Genomic DNA, 17,772 nt, shown 5'->3' with positions numbered 1-17,772 from the left:
AAAAAGCTCTTTATGCGCTCCTGGCATAAAGAGCTTTTTTATTTGATGAGGTGATGAATATGGAAAACCAAGGGTTAGGAATTCGTGAAATCCCAAAACCACATAAAATGTTATTACTGAGCTTACAGCACTTATTCGCCATGTTTGGCGCAACCATTTTAGTTCCTGTACTGGTCGGATTAAATCCAGGGATCGCATTAATCTCAAGTGGGATTGGAACGCTCACATATATCGCAATTACAAAAGGGCGCTTGCCGTCATACTTAGGATCATCGTTCGCATTTATTTCGCCGATTATTGCCGTTAAAGCAGGAGGAGGACCAGGAGCAGCTCTTGTAGGAAGTTTTCTTGCAGGGGTCGTATACGCGGTCGTCGCCCTCATTATCAAAGGTTCGGGTACAAAATGGCTAATGAAAATGTTGCCACCGATCGTAGTCGGTCCAGTGATTATCGTCATTGGCTTAGGACTTTCGGGAACAGCCGTTGATATGGCGATGAAAAAAGGCGGAGAGTATGACACGAAATACTTTATTGTCGCACTTGTCACACTAGCCATTACCATTATTGCTTCAGTGTTCTTCAAAGGTTTTCTTGGTCTCGTACCAATCTTATTCGGAATTGTAGGTGGCTACGCCTTTGCGTGGACACAAGGACTTGTAAACTTCTCTGATGTGAAAAAAGCAGACTGGATTGCAGCACCTGATTTTACGGTACCGTTTGTATCATATACACCACATCTGACATGGGGAATCGTTGCCATCATGGTGCCGATTGCGGTGGTCACACTAGCCGAACACATTGGTCATATTTTAGTACTTAATAAAGTCGTAAACAAAAACTTTTTAGAAGAGCCTGGTCTGCATCGCTCCATTATGGGAGACGGAGTGGCGACGATGATTGCAGCAATCATTGGTGGACCTCCAAGCACAACTTACGGAGAAAACATTGGCGTTATGGCGATTACGAAAGTATTCAGCGTGTTTGTCATCGGAGGCGCAGCGGTCATTGCGATTCTGTTTGGCTTCATTGGGAAAATTTCAGCGCTGATCTCAAGCATTCCATCTCCGGTCATGGGCGGTGTGTCAATTCTGCTCTTTGGAATCATTGCTTCATCAGGTCTTCGCACGATGGTTGAGTCCAAAGTGGATTTATCATCTAAGCGTAACCTCGTTATCTCATCAGTCATCTTAGTACTAGGAGTCGGGGGCGCGATGCTGCAAATTACGGACGAAATAAAGCTAGACGGAATGGCTTTATCAGCTATCGTGGGCGTTTTGCTCAACCTGGTACTACCACAGGATAAAGTTGAAGAAGATGTAGAAACACAAGGTGAGCAGCCATCACAGGTGAAAATTTCATAAGCACCTTTTAAGAAAAGTCCAGAGAGGCTTGGAAGGGTGAAACACCGCTTACTACGTAGCGCTGTTTTGTCATACCCTTTCCGCCCAACGGAGAGGGTATTTTTTATGAAAATGAAGGAGGAAATGAAATGGAGCATTTAGTATCGGTTTCAGATCTAACGGTTGATGAAGTGAAAGAGCTTTTACAAGTAGCGGAGCAATTACGATTCGGCGATCAGCCTATTCGTCCGACTACTCAAACGTTTGTTGCGAACTTATTCTTTGAAGCAAGCACGAGAACAAAATGTAGCTTCGAGGTAGCGGAGCGAAAGCTTGGACTAGATGTTATTCCATTTGAAGTGGGTGCATCAAGTGTTCAAAAAGGAGAGACTCTCTACGATACGATCGAGACGCTTGCAGCGGTGGGCGTGAACGCAGTGGTGATTCGTCATCCACAGGATCGTTACTACGAAGAACTGCTGAATAAAGTATCTATCCCAATCATCAATGCCGGAGATGGATGCGGACAGCACCCAACACAGTGCTTGCTCGATCTACTCACTATTCAGCAAGAGTTTGGAGGATTTGAAGGGTTAAAGGTAACGATTGTCGGTGACCTCCGTCACAGTCGCGTAGCAAGATCGAATGCAGAAATGCTGACGAAACTGGGAGCAACGGTCTACTTCTCCGGACCAAAAGAATGGAGGGATGATTCACTTCCAGGGGAGTATGTTGATTTAGACGAAGCAGTGAAGTATTCAGATGTCGTGATGCTTCTCCGTATTCAATTAGAGCGTCACGATCAAGGGCAACACGCAGTCGATGATTATCATGAACGCTACGGATTAACGGTAAAACGCGAGCGTCTTATGAAGAAATCGAGCATCATTATGCATCCTGCACCTGTTAACAGGGGAGTAGAGATTGCAGATGAATTAGTCGAATGCGAAAGATCCCGAATCTTCAAGCAAATGCAAAATGGCGTTTACGTTCGCATGGCTGTCTTAGCCCGAGCTTTGCAATTACATAAAGGAGGAATGAATCATGTCGCTTTTAATCAAGAATGGCTTATGGCTAAATGAACAAAATGAAGCAGAAAAGGTAGATGTCTTTATTCAAAATGGTGTCATCGAAAAGATTGGTGCAGATCTTCATGAGGGTGCTGCTGAGGTTATAGATGCTCACGAAAAATTACTTACTCCAGGGTTTGTGGATGTTCACGTCCATTTACGTGAGCCAGGAGGTGAAAAGAAAGAGACAATTGCAACCGGATCGCATGCTGCGGCAAGAGGTGGTTTTACAACGATTGCAGCGATGCCAAATACAAGACCGGTTCCTGATACGAAAGAGCAAATGGAATGGCTACAGCAAAAGATTAAAGACACGGCGATCGTTCGAGTGCTTCCATACGCTTCTATTACGACACGACAGCTAGGAAAAGAGCTCACAGATTTTGAAGGGCTTAAACAAGCAGGAGCTTTTGCCTTCACAGACGATGGCGTCGGCGTACAATCCTCTCATATGATGCTAGAAGCGATGAAAAAAGCGGCAGCACTAGATATGACGATTGTCGCTCACTGTGAAGACAATGAGCTAATCTACGGTGGTTGTGTGCACGACGGAGCATTTGCAAAGAATCATGGCTTAAAAGGAATTCCGTCCATCTGTGAATCGCTGCAAATCGCGCGTGACGTCTTACTTGCAGAAGCTGCAGGCTGTCACTACCATGTCTGTCACGTCAGTACGAAAGAATCCGTGCGAGTGATTCGCGATGCGAAGCGTGCTGGAATTCGTGTAACAGCAGAAGTAACGCCTCATCATCTTCTTCTATGTGAAGAGGACATCCCAGGAAATGATGGGAATTATAAAATGAATCCTCCACTGCGTGCAAAAGCAGATCAAGAAGCGCTTTTAGAGGGCTTGCTAGACGAGACGATTGATTTTATCGCAACTGATCACGCCCCGCACACGGCAGAAGAAAAAGCAGAGGGAATGGAGCTTGCACCGTTTGGAATTGTCGGATTAGAAACAGCTTTTCCACTTTTGTATACAAATCTGGTATTAACGAACAAAATAACGCTCACACAGCTTATTGGATGGTTAACCGAAAAGCCTGCCTCAACGTTCAAGCTTCCTTATGGAAGACTAGTAGAAGGCGCACCGGCTGATATTACTCTTATCGATGTAGCAGCAGAAGAAGCAATTGATCCAACGAAATTCGTCTCAAAAGGGAAAAATACGCCGTTCGCAGGATGGGCATGTAAAGGATGGCCTGTCGCGACGTTTGTAGCGGGAACTTGTGTATGGGAGAAAGGGAGTGTTGAAGTATGAAACGTCAACTAATTTTAGAAGATGGTACAGTATTTGTAGGAGAAGCATTTGGAAGTGAACAAGAAAAAACAGGTGAAGTAGTCTTTAATACAGGAATGACAGGCTATCAGGAAATTTTATCTGATCCTTCTTACTGTGGTCAGATCGTTACGTTTACATATCCACTTATCGGAAATTACGGCGTGAACCGCGACGATTTTGAATCAATTGAGCCAGCGGTACACGGGATCATCGTGAAGGAAATGTGCGATTTTCCGTCCAACTTCCGCAGTCAATTTTCCATCGATGCCTTTTTAAAAGCGAAGGGCATTCCAGGATTAGCGGAAATCGATACGAGAAAGCTGACAAAGAAAATTCGTGAATTTGGAACATTAAAAGGGAAAATGTGCAGTATGGATGTGAACGTAGATGAGGTGGTTCAAAGCTTAAAAACAGCTGTTCTACCGACAAACCAAGTACAGCAAGTATCAACAAAGCGTGCGTATCCAAGTCCAGGTCGCGGAAATAAAGTTGTTCTCGTTGATTTTGGAATGAAGCACGGCATTTTACGTGAATTAACGAAGCGTCAATGTGATGTACTCGTCGTACCGCATAACGTAACGGCGGAAGAAATTCTTCGTCTAGAGCCTGATGGCATTATGCTAAGTAACGGACCTGGGGATCCAAAGGATGTACCTGAAGCGATTCAAATGATTCAAGGTGTATTAGGGAAAATTCCTCTGTTTGGAATTTGTTTGGGACACCAGCTTTTTGCCTTAGCGTGCGGAGCAAACACGGAAAAAATGAGATTCGGTCATCGTGGCTCGAATCATCCGGTAAAAGATTTAGAAAGTAACCGAGTAATGATCACTTCTCAAAATCATGGATACACGGTAGAAGAAGCTTCACTTACCGGGACGGATATTGTCGTCACACATCGAGCATTAAACGATGGAACGGTAGAAGGGTTAAAACATAAGTTCCATCTTGCCTTTACTGTGCAGTATCATCCAGAAGCTTCACCAGGACCAGACGATGCCAACCTACTATTTGATCAGTTCGTAAACTTAATGGAAACAAATAAGAAAGCGGGGAATGAAGCATGCCTAAACGCGTAGACATTGAAACTATTTTAGTAATCGGATCAGGACCAATCATCATCGGGCAAGCAGCAGAGTTTGATTATGCCGGCACACAAGCGTGTCTGGCACTAAAAGAAGAAGGATACCGCGTCATCCTCGTGAACTCAAATCCAGCGACGATTATGACGGATGCCGAAATCGCAGATAAAGTATACATTGAGCCATTAACATTGGAGTTCTTAACATCAATTATTCGCAAAGAGCGACCAGATGCGCTGTTACCAACGCTAGGCGGACAAACGGGTTTAAATATGGCAGTTGAGCTATCAAAATCAGGTGTACTAGATGAAATGAACGTGGAAATTCTCGGAACAAAGCTAAGCGCCATTGAGCAAGCGGAGGATCGTGAACTGTTCCGTAGCTTAATGAATGAACTGAACGAACCTGTTCCAGCGAGTGAGATCATTCATACGCTAGAGGAAGCCTACTCCTTTGTCGATGAAGTGGATTATCCGGTTATCGTCAGACCTGCTTACACGCTAGGAGGAACAGGCGGAGGAATCTGTCACAATGAAAAAGAACTCATTGAAATTGTATCAAGCGGTCTTAAAAACAGCCCGGTTACACAATGTTTACTGGAAAAGAGCATTGCAGGATTCAAAGAGGTTGAATACGAAGTAATGCGCGATTCAAATGATAATGCCATCGTTGTTTGTAATATGGAAAACATTGATCCAGTCGGCATTCATACAGGAGATTCCATTGTCGTAGCGCCGAGTCAGACGCTTAGCGATCGTGAGTACCAGCTGCTTCGAAACGCATCGCTAAAAATCATTCGTGCCCTCCATATCGAAGGCGGATGTAACGTACAGCTTGCGCTTGATCCAGATAGCTTTCAGTACTTTATTATTGAGGTAAATCCACGCGTAAGTCGCTCATCAGCGCTTGCATCTAAAGCAACAGGATATCCAATTGCGAAGCTTGCGGCGAAAATTGCCGTCGGATTAACGCTAGACGAGATGATTAACCCTGTAACAGGAAAAACATACGCATGCTTTGAGCCAGCCCTTGATTATGTGGTATCCAAAATTCCACGCTTCCCGTTTGATAAGTTCGAATCAGCGAAGCGTAACCTTGGAACGCAAATGAAAGCAACAGGAGAAGTAATGGCGATTGGTCGTACGTTTGAAGAATCACTGTTAAAAGCCGTACGTTCACTTGAAACAGGACTTTGTCATCTAGAATTACAGAACGCAGACGAAATTGACGATGTCCTGCTTGAAAAACGAATTCGTAATGCCGGTGATGAGCGAATCTTCTACGTATCAGAAGCGCTTAGACGTGGAGTGACGATTGAGACGATTCATGAGTGGAGTATGATTGATCTTTTCTTCCTGTATAAATTGCAAAAGGTAGTTCAGTTAGAAATGACGCTAAAAGAGAGCAAGGGAGACTTATCTCTACTTCAAAAAGCGAAGAGATTAGGATTCTCAGATCCGAAAATTGCCGAGCTTTGGAACATGTCCGAGCAGGAGCTTTATGAGCTGCGTAAGGAGAATCACATTGTCCCTGTGTACAAAACGGTGGATACGTGTGCAGCAGAATTTGAATCATCCACGCCGTATTTTTACGGAACGTACGAAGAAGAGAACGAATCAATTGTAACGGATCGCAAAAGTGTGATCGTATTAGGATCTGGGCCGATTCGCATCGGGCAAGGGATTGAGTTTGATTATGCAACGGTTCATAGCGTATGGGCTATTAAACAAGCAGGCTACGAAGCTATTATCGTGAACAGCAACCCAGAAACGGTATCAACAGACTTTAGTATTTCCGATAAGCTGTATTTTGAGCCGCTAACGATCGAAGATGTGATGCATATTATTGATCTTGAAAAGCCGTACGGAGTGGTCGTGCAGTTCGGTGGCCAAACAGCGATTAATTTAGCAGAAGAGCTCGGAAAACGCGGTGTACGCATTTTAGGAACATCACTTGAAAGCCTAGATGCTGCAGAGGATCGCAAGAAATTTGAACGCGTGCTTTCTGGTTTAGACATTCCACAACCGCTTGGAAAAACGGCTACATCTGTTGAAGAGGCAGTGGAAATTGCAGAGGAAATCGGTTATCCGGTACTCGTTCGTCCATCTTATGTGCTTGGTGGAAGAGCGATGGAAATCGTGTATCACAAAGAAGATCTTCTTCACTATATGAAAAATGCGGTGAAAGTGCACGCTGATCATCCCGTACTCATTGACCGCTATCTAACTGGAAAAGAAATTGAAGTCGATGCAATTGCAGACGGAGAAACGGTTTATATTCCTGGAATTATGGAACACGTTGAGCGTGCAGGCGTTCACTCAGGAGATTCCATTGCGGTGTACCCAGCACAAACATTATCAGAGGAAATCAAGCAAAAGATTGTTGATTACACGATTCAAATTGCCAAAGGCTTAAACATTGTCGGACTGTTAAACATTCAATTTGTTCTATCAAAAAATGAGATTTACGTACTAGAGGTGAATCCGCGCTCAAGCCGTACGGTACCGTTTTTAAGTAAAATTACGCGTATCCCAATGGCAAACCTCGCAACAAAAGCGATGCTTGGTCAAAAGTTAAAAGACGCAGGCTATGAAACAGGCATTCATCCAGAAGAAGAAGGGGTGTACGTAAAGGTACCGGTCTTCTCGTTTGCGAAATTACGTCGCGTCGACATTACGCTTGGACCAGAAATGAAATCAACTGGTGAAGTGATGGGGCAAGATACGACGTATGAAAAGGCTCTTTACAAAGGATTAATCGCGTCAGGAATGTCGATTAAAACGTACGGATCTGTTCTCATGACGGTTGCGGATAAAGATAAAGAAGAGGCATTAGAAATTGCAAAGCGCTTTTATAACATTGGCTATCAAATTCTAGCGACAGAAGGCACTGCATCATTCTTTGCTCAGGCAGGCATTAAAGCGAAAATCGTCAACAAGATTGGCAGTGAAGAAAATACGCTCGTTGATGTAATTCGTACGGGTGAGGCACAGCTTGTTATTAACACGCTAACAAAAGGAAAGCAGCCGGCACGCGATGGCTTTAAAATTCGCCGTGAATCCGTAGAAAACGGTATTCCGTGCTTAACGTCACTTGATACAGCTTATGCCATCTTACGTGTGCTAGAAACGGTAGGATTTAATACGCAGCCGATGCGTCAAGCGGTGAAAACGCGTGAGGTGACGTATTCATGATGCAAAAAGAAATGATGAGGGTGATCAGCAATGAGCCGATCGCAAGACACATTTATGCGCTCACCCTTGAAGGTGCACTTGTTACCGAGATGAACGAACCTGGCCAGTTCGTTCATCTTCGTGTAAACAACCAGTATAATCCGGTTTTACGTCGCCCGATTAGCATTGCGAATATTGATCAAATTCATGAGCAGTTTACGATGATTTATCGTGCAGAAGGACTCGGAACGAAGCTGTTATCTGAAAAGATAGCAGGAGAGTATGTAGACGTTCTTGGCCCGCTTGGAAACGGTTTTCCCGTAGAAGCCTCTAGTGAAGGGGAAACGGCTATTCTAGTGGGAGGTGGGATTGGTGTTCCCCCACTTTATGAGCTTTCACAGCAGCTTGTGGCAAAAGGGATAAAAGTTGTCCACGTATTAGGCTTTCAAAGTGCTCCGGATGTATTTTATGAAGAAAAATTCATGAAGCTTGGGGAGACGCACGTAGCAACAGTTGATGGCACTTACGGTACAAAGGGATTTGTGACGGATATTATTGAGCAAAAGCAGCTATCGTTCGATCAGATGTACGCGTGTGGCCCTGTGCCGATGCTCCGTGCATTAGAAGGAAATTACCGTGACGGAGCACCTCTATATCTTTCACTTGAGCAGCGTATGGGATGCGGAGTAGGAGCATGCTTTGCATGTGTCTGTCCGGTTGAAGAAGGCAGTACGGCTTACAAAAAAGTGTGCAGTGATGGTCCGGTATTTAAAGCAGGGGAGGTATTGCTATGAGCATGCTCGAAACGAGATTGCCAGGGTTAAAGATGAAAAACCCAATCATGCCCGCATCAGGATGCTTTGGGTTTGGACGAGAGTATGCCTCCTTTTATGACTTAAGCGTGCTTGGATCTATTATGGTGAAGGCAACGACTCCTGAGCCAAGATTTGGAAACGCAACGCCTCGTGTTGCGGAAACATCAGCAGGCATGCTAAATGCGATTGGCCTTCAAAACCCAGGGCTAAAAAAGGTCATGGAAGAAGAGCTTCCTTTTTTAGAGAAATATAAATTACCTATTATTGCGAATGTAGCCGGGGGGGTTGCAGAAGATTATGTGCAAGTTGCAAAAGAGCTATCAACAGTCAAAAATGTCGGAGCGCTTGAGCTGAATATCTCCTGTCCAAACGTAAAACATGGCGGTATTGCGTTCGGAGTAGATCCTGTCGTAGCAGCAGATCTTACGAAAAAGGTAAAAGAAGTATCAGAAGTACCTGTCTATGTAAAGCTCTCACCAAACGTCTCCAACATTGTAGAAATGGCAAAAGCAATTGAACAAGCAGGAGCAGATGGCTTAACGATGATCAATACGCTTATGGGCATGCGTCTGGACCTAAAAACAGGGACACCGGTATTAGCGAATAAGACGGGGGGGTTGTCAGGGCCAGCCATTAAGCCTGTCGCTATTCGAATGATTTATGAGGTTAGTCAGCAGGTGAACATTCCGATTATCGGCATGGGCGGTGTCACAAACGCAGAGGATGTGCTTGAGTTTTTGTATGCAGGAGCGAGCGCCGTTGCGGTTGGAACGGCAAACTTTGTTGATCCGTTTGTATGTCCAACGATTATTGAGGAATTACCTGAAGTACTGCAGAGATATGGCTATGATCACGTATCAGAATGTATCGGAAGGAGCTGGAAGAAGCATGAATCAGTCGCTGGTTATCGCGCTTGATTTTTCCTCAAAGCAGGAAGTGGAGCAGTTTTTACAGCCATTTGAAGGAGAATCTCTGTTTCTTAAAGTAGGAATGGAGCTCTTTTACAAAGAGGGACCTGCTATTTTGGCTTATTTAAACGAGCACAATCATCGCATCTTTTTGGATCTAAAGCTTCATGACATTCCGAACACCGTAAAGCAAGGAATGAAGTCCTTAGCAAACTACGGCGTTGATATGGTGAACGTCCACGCAGCAGGTGGAACGCGCATGATGGAAGCAGCCGTTGAAGGGTTAATTGCAGGTACACAAGCAGGAAAGCAGCGGCCGCTTTGCATTGCCGTAACACAGCTGACGAGCACATCACAGGGCATGATGGAGCGAGAGTTGCTCATTAAGGAATCGTTAAACGATGTGGTGCTTCATTATGCGAAGCAAGCAGACGAGAGCGGCTTAGATGGTGTCGTTTGTTCAAGCCTTGAAGTACCGCTGCTACGCGCGCACCTTCGACCAAGCTTTTTAACGGTGACGCCAGGAATTCGAATGGCAGAGGACTCAGTTGATGACCAAGTTCGTATCGTAACACCGCAGCAGGCGAGAGAAAACGGATCGAGTGCGATCGTTGTTGGACGCTCTATTACAAAAGCGAAGAATCCAGTACTAGCCTATCAAAAGATGAAACAACAGTGGGAGGGCGTAACCGTATGAAAAAAGAAATTGCACAGCATTTAATTACTATTGAAGCCGTATGCTTGGAGCCAAATAACCCGTTTACATGGGCATCAGGAATCAAATCACCGATTTATTGTGACAACAGACTGACTTTGTCGTATCCACACGTACGAAAAGAAATCGCAAAAGGATTACAGCATCTTATTAAAACGTACTTTAACAATGTTGAAGTGATTGCTGGTACTGCAACAGCTGGCATTCCCCATGCCGCATGGATTAGTGAAGGGTTAGAGCTACCAATGTGCTACGTGCGCAGCAAAGCAAAAGGGCACGGTCGCGGGAATCAAATTGAAGGAAAAGTGGAAAAAGGACAGCGCGTTGTCGTGGTGGAAGATTTAATTTCCACAGGCGGCAGCGTCATGACGGCCGTAAATGCCCTAAAAGAACAAGGCTGTGACGTACTAGGCGTCGTCTCAATTTTTACATACGAAATGGATGCAGCACGCGAGTTGTTTAAAAAAGAAGGACTAATCTCGTACTCCTTAACAGATTACTCGACTCTTGTTCAGGTGGCTGTTGAAAAAGGAACGATTGAGGAAGCAGACTTGGAAAAACTATTGAAATGGCGTGAGGATCCGTCATCTGAAAGCTGGCTTGTCTTATCATAAGAAAAGGCTCTGGAGCATTCCAGAGCCTTTTTTATATGGACAGGAAGTATTTAAATGGTTTACTAGACTTAAAAAATACACCCGGGAACCAGCATTTTGAAGCAGTGAGATAGACATACTAATCTTGTTAAAAGACGTATCCTCATGTGGGTCGCCTCTTTTATTTCTGATCTGAATGAGTATTTTTTGGTAATATTTAGTTAGTTTTAGGAGGTTATTATTTCTTTCTGTGTAATTACTAATGAAAAAGAGTTATTAATTTTGGGGGTATAAAATGAGAAAAGTGTTAGCCTTGTTAATCTTGGTGACTGTTACTTTAGTGGGATGTGTGAATACGAATTCATCTGTTAGCGAAAACCTAAAAGAAGGTCAGAAGAAAAGAAATGAAGACCGTCTAGAGGGCAATGAAATGAAAACAAAGAATGAAAGCAACAATCGCACGTCACCATTTATAGTAAAATCTATCAATAGTCAAATAGTGTCTTATCGTGATCACGTGGATCATAAACTAATGAGGGCCGTTGAGTATAAAATTTTATTATATACTGATAAAAAACTTTCACCCAAAGAGGTAAGGTCATTTGAATTTGAGATTGAAGACGACCCCCAAATGAAAAGACGAGAGGTTCCTATACAACTAGTTACGAGATTAATGCTAGAAGAAAAACGAGAAAACGGCTATTTGTATAGTGTTCGGTTTGGTACTGTATATTCCATTCGTTACACTCAAAAAGAATTAGAAAGGCAAAAAAATGAACGAAATTTTCAAATGGTTGCGTATTCTCAAGGGAAAAAGCTTTCTATTCCAAATAAATAAAACCAGCTATTTAAAATGAATGCGAGTAAGAATGAACTTTAGATAGAGGCTTTTAATAGACCTAGGTGCTAACAGTAAAGCTTGAGGAATTGGTTAGTTTTCTGTTCCATTGTAAAAGGCTCTGGAGCATTCCAGAGCCTTTTGGTTATTTTCGAAGCTTTAACACTAATTCTTCATCAGGCGTTACAAAGACGGTTTGCTGATTGTCATAAATGACAAAGCCAGGCTTTGATCCGCTTGGTTTTTTTACATGGCGAATTTTTGTGAAGTCCACGGGTACAGAGCTTGAAAGCTTTGCTTTGCTAAAATACGCAGCAAGCTTTGCGGCTTCTAGAATCGTGTCATCAGATGGTGAAGTAGACCTGATGACAACGTGTGACCCTGGTATATCTTTTGTATGGAACCAGACGTCATCACGAGCAGCCACACGGTTTGTTAGGTATTCATTTTGCTTGTTGTTTTTCCCGACAAGTATTTCCGTGCCATCGCTTGCGATGTACTGCTCAAGCGTTGGTTTTTGCGGTTTTTTCTGCTTTTGCTTGCCGCGTCTGTTTTTTAAATAGCCTTCTTCCATCAGCTCTTCGCGAATTTCAGAGATATCTTTGTGAGAAGCGGACTCCATTTGTTGCATAATGGAATCGAAATATGAGATTTCTGTTTCCGCTTTGGCGATTTGTTCTTTTACCACTTCTACGGAATTTTTCGCCTTTTGATATTTCGAGAAGTAGCTTTGAGCATTTTTGGACGGTGATTTTTGTGGATCTAACTCAATGGTAATGGTAGACCCATTTTCATCGTAGTAGTTTACAACCTCAACTGATTTGTCTCCTTGCTTGAACATATGCATGTGAGCGGTTAATAGCTCCCCTTGAAGCTGGAATTGATCCGCTTCTTCAGCACTCTTTAGCGTTCGCTCAAGCTTTTTAATTTTCTTTTCATTTTTATTTCGTTCGCTTCGGATAAATTGAAGCAAATCATTCGCCTGTTGCTTCACACGGTCACGCTCTGCTTTTCCGTAGTAAAAGCGGTCTAAAAGCGTACTAATGTCTTCATACGTCTTAGCTTCTCCGTCAAGGTGTGAAAGAGGAAGCACATAGAAGTAATCTTTCCCGTCCACCGTCGTTAAGTTCGGTACAAAACGACCTTCTTTAATTTCGTTGAAAACATCTACAAACGTTTTCGGAAGGGTTGAACGGTTAGCAAGCCCGGCGCGATGAACAATCTCCTTAGCTAAGAGGGGAGAGATCCCTTCAAAGCGCTGAACGATTTGTTCGTGAAGTTTTCCTCCATAAAAATCGAGCTGTTGAAGAATCGTTTCTTCTGTAGCATCAAATGGATTGATCTTTTCCTGTGCAGGAGGTTCAACGTAGAGCTGACCAGGTAAAATCGTACGATGACGGTTGACGGCCATCGAAATGTGCTTAATGCTGTCAATAATCGTCTGGCGGTCCTTATCGACAAGGATGATGTTGCTATGTCGGCCCATAATTTCAATAATAAGCTTCTTGTGCGTAATGTCACCAATTTCATTTCGGCTCTTTGCTTCAATAACGATCATGCGCTCTAAGCCGGGCTGGTAGACGTTTTCAATAATACTACCTTCTAGATGCTTGCGAAGCAGCATACAAAACATTGGTGGTTCTGATGGGTTTTCATACGCTTCATTTGTGAAATGAATGCGCGCATAGCTTGGGTGAGCCGATAAAAGCAGGCGCTTATTTCCATTTCGCCCTCTGATTTGGAGCACAAGCTCGTTTGAAAATGGCTGATAAATCTTTGAGATTCGTGCGCTTACAAGCTCATCTTGTAATTCTTTTGTAATGGCATATGTAAAAATACCGTCGAATGACATTTTCTTCACTTCCTTCTATCTGATAAACGTGAATTGATTTTAGTAAACATAATTGAAATGGAACGAAACGATCATTTGTGATGTGTAACGTCATGGTGCGTTAAACAATAAACACAGTATGCGCTTGAAGCGGAAGGAAAAGCAAGCTTCACTTCTTAGGACATTGATCACGCTCTTTCTTGTTTTTCGAACAAGCATTGTTAAAAGTATAGCATGTTTTAGGACGAGTCTGAATAAGCATACAGTACAAGAACAAAACAAGCTGTTCGATTTCATAACAAAAGGGTGTGAAGGAATGGAATGAAGTGGTATGAGCTGAGTGAAAAAGCTGTTTTGCAAGTGACACATGCAAATAAAGCAGAAGGTTTAACTGAAAAGCAAGTAGTGGAAAAGCAAAAAGAACATGGCTTTAACGAGCTTCAAGAGGGCGAGAAGAAATCGGCAATCCTAGCATTTTTAGAGCAATTTAAAGATTTTATGGTAATCGTCCTTCTAGCAGCAACGCTCATTTCTGGGTTGCTGGGAGAATATATTGATGCGATTGCCATTATTGCAATTGTGATTATAAACAGTTTTCTCGGTTTCTTTCAAGAAAGACGGGCTGAAAAGTCACTGAGTGCTCTCAAAGAACTCTCTGCCCCTCAGGTGATGGTGTTGCGTGAAGGGGAATGGAGAAAAGTTCCGTCACGTGAACTCGTCTTAGGCGACGTCATTAAATTCACGAGCGGTGACCGCATTGGTGCCGATGTGCGAATTATAGAAGCAAAGGGTCTCGAAATTGAAGAATCTGCCCTGACAGGTGAGTCACTGCCTGTAACAAAGCGTACAGATGCGATTTTGGGTGAAGAAGTGCCGCTTGGCGATCAAGAAAACATGGGCTTTATGGGAACGCTCATTACAAGAGGGAGCGGTATTGGGATCGTTGTAGGCACGGGGATGAACACCGCAATGGGGCAAATCGCGAACCTACTGCAAACAGCAGAAGTGATGATTACGCCATTACAGCGCCGCCTCGAACAACTAGGTAAAATTTTAATCGTTGTGGCATTATTTTTAACGATGCTTGTAGTAGGTATTGGCGTTCTTCAAGGTCATAATCTGTACAATATGTTCCTAGCAGGTGTTTCACTAGCCGTTGCTGCCATTCCAGAAGGTCTCCCTGCCATCGTAACGGTTGCGCTATCGCTTGGCGTTCAGCGAATGATCAAGCAGCGATCCATCGTTCGTAAGCTACCGGCGGTCGAAACGTTAGGCTGTGCGTCCGTAATCTGCTCTGACAAAACCGGAACGATGACGCAAAATAAAATGACGGTTACACACATTTGGTCGAATAAGACGACGTGGACCGTTTCTGGAACAGGGTATCGCCCTGAAGGAAGCTTTTACTTGAATGAACAAGAAGTGCAGCCGGCAAAGCATAAAGCATTACATCAGCTCCTTTTATTTGGGCTATTATGCAACGGTACGAGCGTTATGAAGAATGAGGATGACTACGTGATTGACGGTGATCCGACAGAAGCTGCCCTTTTAGTTGCTGCCATGAAAGCAGGGCTTGGACGAGATAATGCGCACAAGCAGTATAAAATAGTAGAAGAATATCCGTTTGATTCCACACGAAAGATGATGAGTGTTGTAGTAGAGGATCACGAAGGAAAGCGGTATGTGATCACAAAAGGAGCACCAGATGTGCTGTTAACGAAAAGCACAAAAGCTCTTTGGGATCAAAAAATTGCGCCACTATCATCATCCATTGAAAATGAAATTCAAGCGGCCATTGATCACCTAGCAGGTCAGGCGCTTCGAAATATTGCGATTGCTTACCGTCCGCTAGAGGTACATGAGCAGATTGGAAACGAGCAGGAGATGGAGCAAGGGCTAACGTTTATTGGACTTCAAGGAATGATTGATCCACCTCGTCCAGAAGTGAAGCAAGCGGTAAGAGAATGTCGGGATGCCGGCATTAAAACCGTCATGATTACCGGTGACCACGTTATTACCGCAAAGGCGATCGCTACCCAGCTTGGCATTTTAAAAATGGGCGGTAAAGTACTAGACGGTGCAGCGTTATCAAAAATGAGTCAAGAAGAGCTTGAGAACGTTGTTGATGATGTGTACGTATATGCTCGCGTATCACCAGAACATAAGTTGAAAATCGTCAAAGCTCTCCAAGCAAAAGGCCATATCGTAGCGATGACGGGAGACGGAGTAAACGATGCGCCTGCAATTAAAGCAGCGGATATTGGAATCTCCATGGGAATTACGGGAACTGATGTTGCGAAGGAAGCGTCTGCACTTGTGTTGCTTGATGATAACTTTGCGACCATTAAGTCTGCTATTAAAGAAGGGCGAAACATCTATGAAAATATTCGTAAATTTATTCGCTACCTGCTAGCATCAAACGTAGGGGAAATACTCGTGATGCTGTTTGCGATGATTTTAGGGCTTCCGCTTCCTCTGATCCCTATTCAAATACTGTGGGTGAACCTTGTTACAGACGGACTTCCGGCAATGGCTCTAGGGCTTGATCAGCCTGAAGATGATGTAATGAGACGGAAACCGCGTCACCCGAAAGAAGGCGTATTTGCTAGAGGACTAGGATGGAAGGTTGTAAGCCGTGGCTTCTTAATTGGGGCGATGACCTTAATTGCCTTTATGGTTATTTATAAAAACAATCCTGACAATTTAGCGTATGCTCAGACAGTTGCGTTTGCGACGCTTGTGCTTGCACAGCTGATCCATGTGTTCGACTGTCGTAGTGAAAAATCAGTCTTTGATCGTAATCCGTTCCAGAATCTTTATTTAGTTGGAGCTGTTATTTCATCTGTTCTACTCATGCTAGTCGTTATTTATTATCCGCCGCTTCAACCGATATTCCACACGATTCCGATCGTTCCAAGAGACTGGATGGTCATTGTCGGACTAGCGAGCATCCCAACTTTTTTACTGGCGGGTTCACTTTTAACAAGAAAAAAAGCCTAAACTGTGTTATAATTTCATACAAAGGTTGACGTCGTCCAATGTCTCTTTATCTGGTGAATTCCTTGATAGAAAGACAGAGGGCGATGTCTTTTTGAGGAAACAAATTCTTTCCTACATATTGAGATAGCTTTTTAAAGCAAGATTCCTTTTATTTACTCATTAATTTTTGTAATATATGTACATAGTGGATGTGATAATAATGATTACTAGTATGACAGGATTTGGACGAGGAAAAGCCGAGTCTGAACAATATTCAGTAACGGTGGAAATGAAATCTGTCAATCACCGTTTTTGCGAAACGATTATTAGAATGCCCAGGCAGTTAATGGAAATAGAAGATAAAATCAAAAAGCTAGTTCAAAAACAAGTAAAGCGTGGTAGAATAGAGATATTTGTGACCATCTCTGGAGAAAACATTGCGCAAAAAGATGTAGAAGTAGACTGGAAGCTGTTAGGTCATTACATGGACGAGTTGAAAAAAATTCAACAAACGTATCAGTTAACGGACGCTGTACGCATTTCAGATGTGTTAAAAATGGAGGACGTATTTCTGTTGAATGAAAAACAGCAGGACCGTACCGTTTTGCACGGGTTAGTACTAGAAGCCTGCGAGCAGGCCGTTAATCAACTCCTTCTCATGCGTAAACAAGAAGGTACGCAGCTACTTTCGGATATTGTTGCGCAAGTAAATCAGCTACATGATGTACGAGAGAAGATTGTTCAACTGGCGCCGAAAGTCGTTGATCACTATAAGGAGCGCATTCAAAAAAAACTTTCTGAGTATACAGGAGAAGCTTTTGAACAACAGCGTGTCTTAACAGAGATTGCGATTTTTGCTGATAAAGCGGATATTAATGAAGAGCTTACACGCATACAAAGTCATCTGCAGCAAGTGATTCAAACGGTGGAAACAGAAACCCTGGTGGGAAGAAAGCTTGACTTTCTGACTCAGGAACTAAATCGTGAAATTAACACGATTGGCGCGAAAGCCAATAACGGTGACATTGCTCAGTGCGTCGTTGAGATGAAAGCTCATCTTGAACGAATGAAGGAGCAAGTACAAAACATTGAATAAAGATAGGTTAATCTTTCAACGATCAGGCTACAATAGTGCTATATCTAGTTGAA

At 43.4% G+C, this 17,772-nt stretch carries 13 protein-coding genes; 12 read left to right on the top strand and 1 reads right to left on the bottom strand.

Translation table 11 applies throughout. The features are described 5' to 3' along the window. The first annotated feature begins 53 nt into the window (after positions 1–53). From IE339_RS17555 to IE339_RS17510, 10 genes are all read left to right on the top strand, one after another. The gene (locus IE339_RS17555; protein ID WP_397428567.1) at positions 54–1,361 is read left to right on the top strand and encodes a solute carrier family 23 protein; all 1,308 of its coding nucleotides are present in this window, start codon (positions 54–56) and stop codon (positions 1,359–1,361) included. A gap of 128 nt (positions 1,362–1,489) precedes the next feature. Beyond that, positions 1,490–2,422 (top strand): aspartate carbamoyltransferase catalytic subunit, encoded by a 933-nt coding sequence (locus IE339_RS17550; protein ID WP_242169627.1) that lies wholly within the window; start codon positions 1,490–1,492, stop codon positions 2,420–2,422. After that, positions 2,385–3,671, top strand: a complete 1,287-nt coding sequence (locus IE339_RS17545) for a dihydroorotase (protein WP_242169625.1) — start codon at positions 2,385–2,387, stop codon at positions 3,669–3,671. Before IE339_RS17550 ends, IE339_RS17545 begins: the two co-directional genes overlap by 38 nt. Continuing rightward, entirely contained in the window at positions 3,668–4,768 is a 1,101-nt protein-coding gene (locus tag IE339_RS17540) for a carbamoyl phosphate synthase small subunit (RefSeq protein WP_242169623.1), read from the top strand. The genes IE339_RS17545 and IE339_RS17540 overlap by 4 nt, the downstream gene beginning before the upstream one ends. Next, positions 4,753–7,965 (top strand): carbamoyl-phosphate synthase large subunit, encoded by a 3,213-nt coding sequence (carB, locus tag IE339_RS17535; RefSeq protein WP_242169621.1) that lies wholly within the window; start codon positions 4,753–4,755, stop codon positions 7,963–7,965. Before IE339_RS17540 ends, carB begins: the two co-directional genes overlap by 16 nt. Then, positions 7,962–8,738 (top strand): dihydroorotate dehydrogenase electron transfer subunit, encoded by a 777-nt coding sequence (locus IE339_RS17530; protein ID WP_242169619.1) that lies wholly within the window; start codon positions 7,962–7,964, stop codon positions 8,736–8,738. Before carB ends, IE339_RS17530 begins: the two co-directional genes overlap by 4 nt. 2 nt (positions 8,739–8,740) lie before the next feature. Beyond that, positions 8,741–9,676 carry a dihydroorotate dehydrogenase gene (locus IE339_RS17525; protein ID WP_397428568.1) on the top strand — a complete coding sequence of 312 codons (936 nt, stop codon included), beginning with the start codon at positions 8,741–8,743 and terminating at the stop codon, positions 9,674–9,676. Continuing rightward, on the top strand, positions 9,648–10,364 hold the full coding sequence (gene pyrF / locus IE339_RS17520) for an orotidine-5'-phosphate decarboxylase (protein ID WP_053403342.1): 717 nt from the start codon (positions 9,648–9,650) through the stop codon (positions 10,362–10,364). Before IE339_RS17525 ends, pyrF begins: the two co-directional genes overlap by 29 nt. Then, positions 10,361–10,996, top strand: a complete 636-nt coding sequence (gene pyrE, locus IE339_RS17515; protein ID WP_242169615.1) for an orotate phosphoribosyltransferase — start codon at positions 10,361–10,363, stop codon at positions 10,994–10,996. Before pyrF ends, pyrE begins: the two co-directional genes overlap by 4 nt. Positions 10,997–11,270: 274 nt before the next feature. After that, positions 11,271–11,813, top strand: coding sequence for a hypothetical protein (locus IE339_RS17510; protein WP_053403340.1), 543 nt, complete (start codon positions 11,271–11,273; stop codon positions 11,811–11,813). Between the two features lie 145 nt (positions 11,814–11,958). Here IE339_RS17510 and IE339_RS17505 read toward each other — a convergent pair whose 3' ends face one another. After that, complete coding sequence (locus IE339_RS17505) at positions 11,959–13,665, bottom strand: Rqc2 family fibronectin-binding protein (protein ID WP_242169613.1); 1,707 nt, start codon at positions 13,663–13,665, stop codon at positions 11,959–11,961. 300 nt (positions 13,666–13,965) lie between these two features. Here IE339_RS17505 and IE339_RS17500 point away from each other — a divergent pair, with 300 nt between their 5' ends. Together IE339_RS17500 and IE339_RS17495 are read left to right on the top strand one after the other, a co-directional pair. After that, positions 13,966–16,644: a calcium-translocating P-type ATPase, SERCA-type gene (locus tag IE339_RS17500; RefSeq protein ID WP_242169611.1), complete on the top strand. Its 2,679-nt coding sequence runs from the start codon at positions 13,966–13,968 to the stop codon at positions 16,642–16,644. 199 nt (positions 16,645–16,843) lie between these two features. Further along, positions 16,844–17,719, top strand: a complete 876-nt coding sequence (locus tag IE339_RS17495; protein ID WP_242169609.1) for a YicC/YloC family endoribonuclease — start codon at positions 16,844–16,846, stop codon at positions 17,717–17,719. Positions 17,720–17,772: the final 53 nt, after the last annotated feature.

Source organism: Priestia koreensis, assembly GCF_022646885.1.
Classification (GTDB): Bacteria; Bacillota; Bacilli; order Bacillales; family Bacillaceae_H; genus Bacillus_AG; species Bacillus_AG koreensis_A.
This window is presented reverse-complemented; position numbering and strand designations above follow the sequence as displayed.

Bases quoted from the DNA above. Each gene is read 5' to 3' on its own strand.
- IE339_RS17555 (WP_397428567.1), top strand. From the start codon at position 54: ATGAATATGGAAAACCAAGGGTTAGGAATTCGTGAAATCCCAAAACCA.
- IE339_RS17540 (WP_242169623.1), top strand. From the start codon at position 3,668: ATGAAACGTCAACTAATTTTAGAAGATGGTACAGTATTTGTAGGAGAA.
- IE339_RS17550 (WP_242169627.1), top strand. From the start codon at position 1,490: ATGGAGCATTTAGTATCGGTTTCAGATCTAACGGTTGATGAAGTGAAA.
- IE339_RS17510 (WP_053403340.1), top strand. From the start codon at position 11,271: ATGAGAAAAGTGTTAGCCTTGTTAATCTTGGTGACTGTTACTTTAGTG.
- IE339_RS17545 (WP_242169625.1), top strand. From the start codon at position 2,385: ATGTCGCTTTTAATCAAGAATGGCTTATGGCTAAATGAACAAAATGAA.
- pyrE (WP_242169615.1), top strand. From the start codon at position 10,361: ATGAAAAAAGAAATTGCACAGCATTTAATTACTATTGAAGCCGTATGC.
- IE339_RS17530 (WP_242169619.1), top strand. From the start codon at position 7,962: ATGATGCAAAAAGAAATGATGAGGGTGATCAGCAATGAGCCGATCGCA.
- IE339_RS17500 (WP_242169611.1), top strand. From the start codon at position 13,966: ATGAAGTGGTATGAGCTGAGTGAAAAAGCTGTTTTGCAAGTGACACAT.
- IE339_RS17525 (WP_397428568.1), top strand. From the start codon at position 8,741: ATGCTCGAAACGAGATTGCCAGGGTTAAAGATGAAAAACCCAATCATG.
- carB (WP_242169621.1), top strand. From the start codon at position 4,753: ATGCCTAAACGCGTAGACATTGAAACTATTTTAGTAATCGGATCAGGA.
- pyrF (WP_053403342.1), top strand. From the start codon at position 9,648: ATGAATCAGTCGCTGGTTATCGCGCTTGATTTTTCCTCAAAGCAGGAA.
- IE339_RS17495 (WP_242169609.1), top strand. From the start codon at position 16,844: ATGATTACTAGTATGACAGGATTTGGACGAGGAAAAGCCGAGTCTGAA.
- IE339_RS17505 (WP_242169613.1), bottom strand. From the start codon at position 13,665: ATGTCATTCGACGGTATTTTTACATATGCCATTACAAAAGAATTACAA.